The sequence below is a fragment of the Mesorhizobium sp. WSM4308 genome (assembly GCF_002294905.1).
Classification (GTDB): domain Bacteria; phylum Pseudomonadota; class Alphaproteobacteria; order Rhizobiales; family Rhizobiaceae; genus Mesorhizobium.
In genome coordinates this window covers 429,004-437,500 of record NZ_NSFW01000004.1, presented here as the reverse complement: position 1 = coordinate 437,500, position 8,497 = coordinate 429,004, and the positions used below count along the sequence as shown (strand labels likewise).

Annotated in this window: 6 protein-coding genes, 1 tRNA gene and 2 rRNA genes (1 of these 9 cut by a window edge); 6 read left to right on the top strand and 3 right to left on the bottom strand. The window is 62.1% G+C overall.

Going from position 1 to position 8,497, the window contains the following annotated elements:
- From CK227_RS10185 to CK227_RS10175, 3 genes are all read left to right on the top strand, one after another.
- Positions 1 to 1,953 (top strand): 23S ribosomal RNA (locus tag CK227_RS10185); it begins 847 nt to the left of the window's first position.
- 195 nt (positions 1,954 to 2,148) lie between these two features.
- Positions 2,149 to 2,263 (top strand): 5S ribosomal RNA (rrf, locus tag CK227_RS10180).
- Between the two features lie 186 nt (positions 2,264 to 2,449).
- Positions 2,450 to 2,526: transfer RNA gene (locus tag CK227_RS10175), tRNA-Met, on the top strand.
- A gap of 155 nt (positions 2,527 to 2,681) precedes the next feature.
- Here CK227_RS10175 and CK227_RS10170 read toward each other — a convergent pair.
- Positions 2,682 to 3,599, bottom strand: coding sequence for a LysR family transcriptional regulator (locus CK227_RS10170; RefSeq protein ID WP_095772381.1), 918 nt, complete (start codon positions 3,597 to 3,599; stop codon positions 2,682 to 2,684).
- 138 nt (positions 3,600 to 3,737) lie between these two features.
- On the opposite strand from CK227_RS10170, the gene CK227_RS10165 reads away from it, so the two are divergent.
- The 3 genes from CK227_RS10165 to CK227_RS10155 all read left to right on the top strand — a co-directional run bounded on the left by CK227_RS10165 (position 3,738) and on the right by CK227_RS10155 (position 5,974).
- Positions 3,738 to 4,376, top strand: coding sequence for a DsbA family protein (locus CK227_RS10165; RefSeq protein WP_095772713.1), 639 nt, complete (start codon positions 3,738 to 3,740; stop codon positions 4,374 to 4,376).
- Between the two features lie 36 nt (positions 4,377 to 4,412).
- Positions 4,413 to 5,024, top strand: coding sequence for an NAD(P)-dependent oxidoreductase (locus CK227_RS10160; protein WP_095772382.1), 612 nt, complete (start codon positions 4,413 to 4,415; stop codon positions 5,022 to 5,024).
- Positions 5,025 to 5,191: 167 nt separating this feature from the next.
- Positions 5,192 to 5,974, top strand: a complete 783-nt coding sequence (locus CK227_RS10155; protein WP_095772383.1) for a DeoR/GlpR family DNA-binding transcription regulator — start codon at positions 5,192 to 5,194, stop codon at positions 5,972 to 5,974.
- A gap of 17 nt (positions 5,975 to 5,991) precedes the next feature.
- Here the strand turns inward: CK227_RS10155 and CK227_RS10150 are convergent, their stop codons facing one another.
- A complete protein-coding gene (locus tag CK227_RS10150; protein WP_245318098.1) occupies positions 5,992 to 7,428 on the bottom strand; it encodes an ROK family protein in 1,437 nt (478 codons plus the stop codon).
- 84 nt (positions 7,429 to 7,512) lie between these two features.
- Positions 7,513 to 8,421, bottom strand: a complete 909-nt coding sequence (locus CK227_RS10145) for a tagatose-bisphosphate aldolase (protein ID WP_095772385.1) — start codon at positions 8,419 to 8,421, stop codon at positions 7,513 to 7,515.
- Between the last annotated feature and the right edge of the window lie 76 nt (positions 8,422 to 8,497).

The following is an 8,497-nucleotide window of genomic DNA, read 5'->3' as shown; positions in this document are numbered from 1 at the left end:
GGTTCTCCGCGAAATCTATTTAGGTAGAGCGTCGACCGAATACCCCAGGGGGTAGAGCACTGGATGGGCTAGGGGTCCTCACCGGATTACCAAACCTAACCAAACTCCGAATACCTGGGAGTACTAGTCGGCAGACACACGGCGGGTGCTAACGTCCGTCGTGAAAAGGGAAACAACCCTGACCTACAGCTAAGGTCCCCAAGTTATGGCTAAGTGGGAAAGGATGTGAGGATCCCAAAACAACCAGGATGTTGGCTTAGAAGCAGCCATCATTTAAAGAAAGCGTAACAGCTCACTGGTCTAAATAAGGGTCTTTGCGCCGAAAATGTAACGGGGCTAAAGCCATACACCGAAGCTTAGGGTTCGTGAGCAATCACGAGCGGTAGCGGAGCGTTCTGTAAGCTGATGAAGCCATACCCGTGAGGGGTGGTGGAGGTATCAGAAGTGCGAATGCTGACATGAGTAACGTAAGGGGAGTGAGAGACTCCCCCGCCGAAAGACCAAGGGTTCCTGCTTAAAGCTAATCTGAGCAGGGTTAGCCGGCCCCTAAGACGAGGCGGAAACGCGTAGTCGATGGGAACCACGTTAATATTCGTGGGCTTGGAGGTAGTGACGGATCATTGAGGTAGTCCAATCTTATCGGATTGAACGGGCTGCTGCGTGGTTCCAGGAAATAGCTCCTCCTTATAAACCGTACCCGAAACCGACACTGGTGGTCTGGTAGAGTATACCAAGGCGCTTGAGAGAACTATGCTGAAGGAACTCGGCAAATTGCACGCGTAACTTCGGAAGAAGCGTGACCCTTTTCCACGCAAGTGGAGGAGGGTGGCACAGACCAGGGGGTAGCGACTGTTTATCAAAAACACAGGGCTCTGCGAAGTCGCAAGACGACGTATAGGGTCTGACGCCTGCCCGGTGCTGGAAGGTTAAGAGGAGGGGTGCAAGCTCTGAATCGAAGCCCCAGTAAACGGCGGCCGTAACTATAACGGTCCTAAGGTAGCGAAATTCCTTGTCGGGTAAGTTCCGACCTGCACGAATGGCGTAACGACTTCCCCGCTGTCTCCAGCATAGACTCAGTGAAATTGAATTCCCCGTGAAGATGCGGGGTTCCTGCGGTTAGACGGAAAGACCCCGTGCACCTTTACTATAGCTTTACATTGGCATTCGTAGTGGCATGTGTAGGATAGGTGGTAGGCTTTGAAACCTGGGCGCCAGCTCAGGTGGAGCCACCCTTGAAATACCACCCTTATTACTATGGATGTCTAACCGCGGCCCGTTATCCGGGTCCGGGACAATGTATGGTGGGTAGTTTGACTGGGGCGGTCGCCTCCTAAAGAGTAACGGAGGCGCGCGATGGTGGGCTCAGAACGGTCGGAAATCGTTCGCTGAGTGCAATGGCATAAGCCTGCCTGACTGCGAGACTGACAAGTCGAGCAGAGACGAAAGTCGGTCATAGTGATCCGGTGGTCCCGCGTGGAAGGGCCATCGCTCAACGGATAAAAGGTACGCCGGGGATAACAGGCTGATGACCCCCAAGAGTCCATATCGACGGGGTTGTTTGGCACCTCGATGTCGACTCATCGCATCCTGGGGCTGGAGCAGGTCCCAAGGGTATGGCTGTTCGCCATTTAAAGCGGTACGTGAGTTGGGTTCAGAACGTCGTGAGACAGTTCGGTCCCTATCTGCCGTGGGTGTAGGAATATTGAAAGGATCTGTCCCTAGTACGAGAGGACCGGGATGGACGGATCTCTGGTGGACCTGTTGTGGCGCCAGCCGCATAGCAGGGTAGCTATATCCGGACGGGATAACCGCTGAAGGCATCTAAGCGGGAAACCCACCTTAAAACGAGTATTCCCTGAGAACCGTGGAAGACGACCACGTTGATAGGCCGGGTGTGGAAGAGCGGCAACGCTTGAAGCTTACCGGTACTAATAGTTCGATCGGCTTGATCGTTCTCATTCCTTATGCCCATCGTGTAACACGATGGTCTGACCAGCGCTCACGCATGAGCGGCCCTTACGGGCCTATGCTCCGCGAGGGCGCCGGAAAACCGGCGACGCGCAGTCGCGCTTGCGGGCTTACGCCCGAAAGCCACAAACGTCGCCTTGGCACAAAAAACAGCTTCTCGAACAACGTGCGTTTTGCCGACCTGGTGGTTATGGCGGAGCGGCTGCACCCGATCCCATTCCGAACTCGGCCGTGAAACGCTCCAGCGCTGATGGTACTTCGTCTCAAGACGCGGGAGAGTAGGTCGCTGCCAGGTCTGCTAAACGCACGTTGAACTCACATCCAAGCGGATCGAGTGAAATCTTCTCTCTACGAAAATGGCCCGCCAAGGGACCACGGGCCGCGTAAGCGGCCCTTTCATTTGGTGAGCCATATACCTATCTGTAGGCCAGCCTAGTCGTAGGCTTGCGCTTACATCCTAAGCAAGCTCGCTTAGTGGTGACGCGGGGTGGAGCAGCCCGGTAGCTCGTCAGGCTCATAACCTGAAGGTCACAGGTTCAAATCCTGTCCCCGCAACCAAATCACAATCGGCCCGCCTGGCTCAAACCAGCGGGCCGTTTTTGTTTTTAGGGCAACGATCGCCGACGACTGCCTCCCGCCCAGCGGTCCGCAAGCAGGCAAAGCCGAGGCGCCCCGATGTAAGTCTCCACTGACATTGCGAGCTGTGTGCCGCGTCACCCCCTGGCCTTGCCGCGTGCTCGCTTTCTCTCGGCGGCGACGAGCAATTCGACGAAGGCGCGCACCTTGGCAGGCCGGAAGCGGGCCGGCGGGAACACCGCGTGGATGCCGCCGGTCGGCAAGGCCCACTGCGCGAATATCCGCACAAGCCGACCCCCGACGATATCCTCATCGACCGCATAGTCGGGAAATATACCCAGACCGATACCTGCAAGCACGCAGGCATAGGCCGCCGGGCTTTTGTCGCAGACGACGACGGGATTGAGTTCGGTCAGCACCGTCTCGCCTTCTCTGGAAAACAGCCATTGGCCGACGCCGCGCAGCTGGGCATTGCCGACCCAGGCCAGCGATCGTGCCTGGTTCGGGTTCGCATCCGCGGGCAGGCTTGCCGCGAAGGCCGGGCTCGCAACGACGATCTGCCTAATCGTGCCCAGTCGCCGTGCCTGGTTGGAGGAATCGGTAAGCCAGCCAACGCGGATGCCGAGATCGATCTGCTCATCGACCAGATTGCTCACCGCGTCGTCGAAGATCGCTTCGACGCGCATTTGCGGATAGGCCTTCAGATATGCCGCCATGACCGGCGCCACCACTCTGGTGCCGTAGTCGAGCGGCGCGGTCAGCTTCAGAGTTCCGCTCGGCTCGACCGCGCCGTGCGAGATCTCGCCATAGGCCGCCTCCGCCTCGCGCAGGATGATCATCGCGCGATCATAAAAGAGGCGACCGTCTTCCGTCGGGGTGACGCGTCGTGTCGTGCGCTGCAGCAGCGTTGCGCCCAGTTCCTCCTCGAGCCTCCCGACCTGATGGCTGACCACGGCCTTGGCGACGCCAAGCCGGTCCGCGGCTGATGTGAACGAGCCGGTTTCCATCACGGTGGTGAAGTAGACGAGCCGATTGAGGTTCAGAAGGTCGGCCATGGCGACTGCTTTTGTCTGATCTGATCGGACAGTTTGTATTATTGGGTGGCATTTATCGCAAGACCTCCGTCTGCCACATACGGCCAAGACTTTTGGCGGCTCGTCAGCCGACAATCCGTACCGAGGATGGCAGCGATCGTGAGCAATTCAGATGTAACTTACCTTTTCGATCCGCTCTGCGGCTGGTGTTACGGCGCCACGCCGATGCTGGACAGGCTCTTGGCCAGCGGCTCGCGCATCGAGCTGCTGCCGACCGGCCTGTTCTCCGATGCCGGGGCGCGGCCGATGGATGAAGGCTTTGCCGCCCATGCCTGGGCGAATGACCAGCGCATCGAGCGTCTGACCGGACAGAAGTTCACGCAGGCTTACCGAAACAATGTCCTCAATATTCGTGGCACCTTGCTCGACTCGCATGCCGCCACGCTCGGCATCAGCGCTGCCGGCCTCGAGGACCCCAACCGTCGGCTGCGCGCTCTGAAGGCTATCCAGCGTGCGCGTTATGTCGATGGCAGGGATACCGTAACTGTCGGAGGCGTGGCCGCCGTGCTCGCCGATGCCGGTATGGCCGGTCCCGCGGCAATGTTGAAGGCGCCGACGGAAACCTTGCTGACGGCTCACGGCGAGCTGGTTGGCCGCGGCCGCACGCTGTTCCAGCGCCTGCACGCCAATGGCGTGCCTTCCCTCGCAATTATCCGCAACGATGCACCGCGCCTCATCGGCTCGAACGCGCTGTTCGGCAGCTTCGACAATCTCGTCGCCCATATCGCGGCGGCGTGATCCCCCAACTGACCCCAACAAGGACTGGAAAAGGACATGTCAAAAGTCGCTCTCATCGGTGCATCAGGCGCCGTCGGTTCGCGCCTGCTCAAGGAACTCTCCGACCGTGGCCATACGGTCACCGGTATTGCCCGCAACCCCGAAAAGATTGCCGCGCTGCCCGGCGTGACTGCGAGGAAGGGCGATGTCTTCGACAGGCAAGGTCTCGCCGACCTGATCCGTGGCCATGATTTGGTGATCAGCGCAGTGCATTTCCTGGACAGCGATTCCGACACGCTGATTGCCGCAGTGCGCGCTTCCGGCGTGAAGCGCTACCTCATCGTCGGCGGCGCCGGCAGCCTTGAGGTCGCGCCCGGTAAAAGGCTGGTCGACACCCCCGAATTCCCCGCCATCTACAAGGCCGAGGCACAGAAGGGCGCCGACTTCCTCGACAGGCTGAAAGCCGTCGGCGACCTCGATTGGACGTTCCTGTCGCCCTCCGCCATGTTCGTCCCGGGCGAGCGCACCGGCAAATTCCGCCTGGGCAAGGACACGCTACTGGCCTCCGACAAGGGCAGCAGCATCTCCTTCGAGGACTACGCCATCGTCATGGTCGACGAGATCGAGAAGCCTGCCCACATCAGGCAGCGTTTTACCGTCGGCTATTGATCAACCGGCGGCGGCCGTGTCTCGATCGAGGCCGGCCAGCCGCATCAGGGCCAGCCGGCATCCCCGCTTCAATCGTTCGAATCAAGGCAGCCCAGCCGGGTCTTGCGAGACTCCTTCCCCACCAGCGTCGGCATGGATAATACTGTCGGCTTCGCGGAGGGCAGATCATGGAACAGAGCCGGCTGTCGAAGAAGGAGCGGCATGAGCTCATCCTGTCGGAAGTGCGCCGCTCGGCCTCGATCCGTGTTTCCAGGCTCGCTTTGCGCCTGGGTGTCGCCGGCGAAACGATCCGGCGCGACCTTATCGAGCTTGGCGATGCGGGGTTGCTCAACCGAACCTATGGCGGCGCGACGATCTCGCTGGTGACATCCGAGCCGGTGATCGCCGAGCGCAGCCAGACCATGATCGAGGAGCGGGCGCGGATCGGGCGCGGCGCGGCCGGACTGGTCGAGAAAGGCCATATCGTGATGATCGATGGCGGCTCGACGACCTATGAGGTGGCGCGCAGTCTCTCGCAGCTGAAGCGGGAGCTGACCATCATCACCAACTCCATCGGCGTGGCCTCGGTGGCCGGCGCCAATCCGAGCTTTCGGGTTATCCTGTGCCCCGGCACCTATGACAGCCGAGAAGCCAGCGTGGTCGGTGAGGATACGGTGGAATTCGTCAGGCGCTACAATGCCGACATTGCCATCATCGGCGCGTCGAGCCTGTCCGCGGAAGGGCCTAGCGACATGATCTCGGGAGCGGCGGCGGTCAAGCGGGCCATGATCTCTCGCGCGCTGTCCACAGCGCTTGTGGTGACCAACGACAAGTTCGGCCGCAACAGCCTCGAACGGATCTGCGCGCTCAGCGCGCTTTCCGACATCGTCACGGATCGTGCACCGCAACCGGCACTACGCGCGGTCATCGAAGCGGCCGGAACGGAACTTCACGTCTGTAGCGGCGACTGAACGGGTCTTCCGACTGTCTATGCGCCGCCGGCCATCGTCGCCCGCAACCAGGCCGTGATGGCATCGAAGTCGATGAGCTTCGTCGTGTCGACGTCGAAGAGCGGTCCGCGCCGCAGCGGTTCGGCGCGCTTGGCGAGCTCGATCAGTTCGGGAACATAGGCGGCACCGGGATGGCCGGCGGGGCGCTGGTCGAGGCGGGCGCCATAGCGCTCGGCAAGGACCTCGCCGGGCGCGTGGCACCAGATTTCGAAAGTCTGCTCGACGCCGGCCTTTCGCAGATGATCCTCGAGGACCTCGCGCGGCTGGAAGCCGAACCAGGCATCGACGATGAAGGTGGTGCCGGCAGGCGCTTCGCCGACCACCGACCAGATCGCCTGGTAGCTGGCGCGGCCGAGCGTGCGGTTGAACAGGCGGTCGCCGCCACCGAGCACTTCGAGAAAAGGGTTTTTGATCGTGTCGAGCGCCAGCAGCGGCCAGCCCATGCGATCAGCGATACCGCGCGAGACGCTGCTCTTGCCGCTGGCGGGGATGCCGTTGACGAGCACAGCGCGCCGCGAGCGGCTGGGCTGGGTCGAGGGCGACGTGTGCAACTCCCCCGCCAGCGCCTGGAGGCCGGCGCCGATCACCCCGGCGTCGTCGCCGAGTTGTGCCGGTTCGACCTGGCATTGATACCAGGGCGCCAGAGCCGGCGCGTGGCCGAGTGCTGCGTGGGCCGCCCGGCCAAGCCCGCCGCCAAGCAGCACCAGGTCGGGAGCGAGCATGGCAACGGCGGTGTCGATGGCGGCCCGCAGCGGTTTCACCCAGGCGTCCAGTATGCCGCGCGCCTGGATATCGCCGGCCGTATCGCGGGCAAAGAGTTGATCGACTGAAATGTCGGCGCCGAGGCCGGCGCGCGCAATGTGACGGCCGAGCGCGGTGCCCGAACTGGTGGTTTCGACGCAGCCGCGCCGGCCGCAGGCGCAGACCTCGCCATTGACGTCGACAGTGATGTGGCCGAGCTGACCCGCCGTTGCCGAACCTCGCGTAATCCGCCGATCCTGGGCGACGGCGCCGCCAATGCCGGTGCCGATGGTGAACATGACGATGTTGCCATGGCCGCGCCCGGCGCCGAGCGCCATCTCGGCGGCCAGCGCCATGTTGCAGTCATTGTCGATGACGACAGGCTTGCCTGTCATGTCTTCCAGGCGCTGGGCGAGCGCAACCGAGGCGAGGTTGACATAGCCGCCAGACAACACCGCCCCGCGCCGCGCATCGACGCGGCCCGGCACGCCGACACCGATGGCCTTCACATCCGGCGTGTCGAGAAGGCGCACCATGTCGGCGATGCGGCCGAGCACCAGCTCCGGGTCGGGCGCGCTCTTTTCGGAAACACGCTTGAGGATTTCACCGGTACCGGAAATGCGGGCGGCACGCAGATTGGTGCCGCCGATATCTATTCCTATGCTCTGAGGCATGGCGTCCCGCATCTGTTTTCGCGCAATTCCGGACGCAAAGCCGCTTCACACTTTCGCCGGAACAGCTCTCGTCCAACGCAGCTGTCAGGCAGCGGCTTTCTGCCGGTAGTGCCCGATCACGGCCTGGATTTCACGCAATCGCGGCACTGCGATGGTCTTAAGCCTTTCGCGCTGGATGTCACGGTCGAGCGAGATGCAATCCTTCCACAGCGAGCGGCCGGCGATGACGCCCGAGGCGCCATTCTGCATGGCGATCTCGACCTGGCCGAGGAAGGTCGCGTGGTTGACGCCGGCCGAAAGCACCGCCCAGGGCACGTCGCCGGCCATTTTGGTGATGTTGGCGCAGGCTTGCGGCGTCCCGGGGTAGGGAAGCTTCAGCACCTTGGCGCCACACTCCAGCGAAATCCTGGTGCCTTCCTCGACAAGCGATGGCGTCTTGGCCGCATAGTCCTCGGGGCTTTCCCCGTCGAGCTGGTAGGTCAGGAACTCGACGACCAGCAGCAGGTCTTCCTGCCCGAAATCGGCGATGCACTGGCGCAGGATGGCGATGTTGTGCTCATTCGCCTCAGGCTTGTCGGCCCGCAGATACACCATGATCTTGCCGCCTGTGCCGCCGAGTGCGCGGACGCGGCGCGCGTCGATGCCGGGAACCAGGCGCGAAAGGCGGTAGCCTTCGGGAGAGATATCGAAACCGGAAGCGTCGAGGCCGATGAGCAGCGCCGTATCGCGGTTCAGGACGCCTTCGTCGACAATGCGCGGCACCGCGCAGAGCGGGTCGAGCAGCACGCAGGACGCCGCACTGGCGAGGTAGCGCGTGATGTCGGCCTTGGTGTCGCCGAGCATGTCATTGGTGATCTTGGCCTGTTCGTCCGGGTCCGACGCCAGCAGGGTCCGCATGCCGCCGCGCTGGTCGCAGGCGATGGCCACCATGGCCCCGTCCTTGCCACATATCTGCTGATAGCCGCGCAGTTCCGCGGTGGTCATCTTGGTCATGGTCTCAATCCGATGTTGGCGCTCTCCAGACGAAGGGCGCGGATCCCGTGGAAACAACGATGTTCAGTTCTGGCCG